Genomic DNA, 476 nt, shown 5'->3' with positions numbered 1-476 from the left:
GCTGCAAAGCCTAATCCATCTTTGAGTAAAAGTGTATCTAATATATTGAGTCGTGAAGTTATAAAATTACCTGGTTGCCCTTGTCACCCAGATTGGGTTGTTGGCACTATTGCACATTTAGCAGCTTTTGGGAAACCCCAATTAGATAGTGAAGGAAGGCCAATTTTATTTTATGGAGTGACTATCCATGACAGATGTACAAGGAGAGGTTATTTTGATAAAGGTATTTTTGCAAAAAAATTTGGGGAAGAAGGTTGTATGTTTAAATTGGGATGTAGAGGACCTGTGACTAAAACAGATTGTCCAAGAAGAAAATGGAATGCATATGTAAACTGGCCTATTGAAGATAATACTACATGTATTGGATGTGCTAATTCAAGATTTCCAGATGGAATGGAACCTTTTGTAAGATATTAGGATAGGAGGATTCTATGAAAAAAACTATTACAATTGATCCTATAACAAGAATTAGTGGA

Annotated in this window: 1 pseudogene; it reads left to right on the top strand. The window is 35.1% G+C overall.

The annotated features are described in order from the left end of the window. Nucleotides 1-417: pseudogene (locus ACJDU8_RS25675) on the top strand (hydrogenase small subunit); the annotation flags it as partial. Between the last annotated feature and the right edge of the window lie 59 nt (nt 418-476).

Origin of the sequence: Candidatus Clostridium eludens (genome assembly GCF_045310515.1) — a bacterium.
GTDB lineage: Bacteria > Bacillota > Clostridia > Clostridiales > Clostridiaceae > Clostridium_B > Clostridium_B eludens.
The sequence above is the reverse complement of the archived record's forward strand: the minus strand, read 5'-3'. Positions and strand labels throughout refer to the sequence as shown.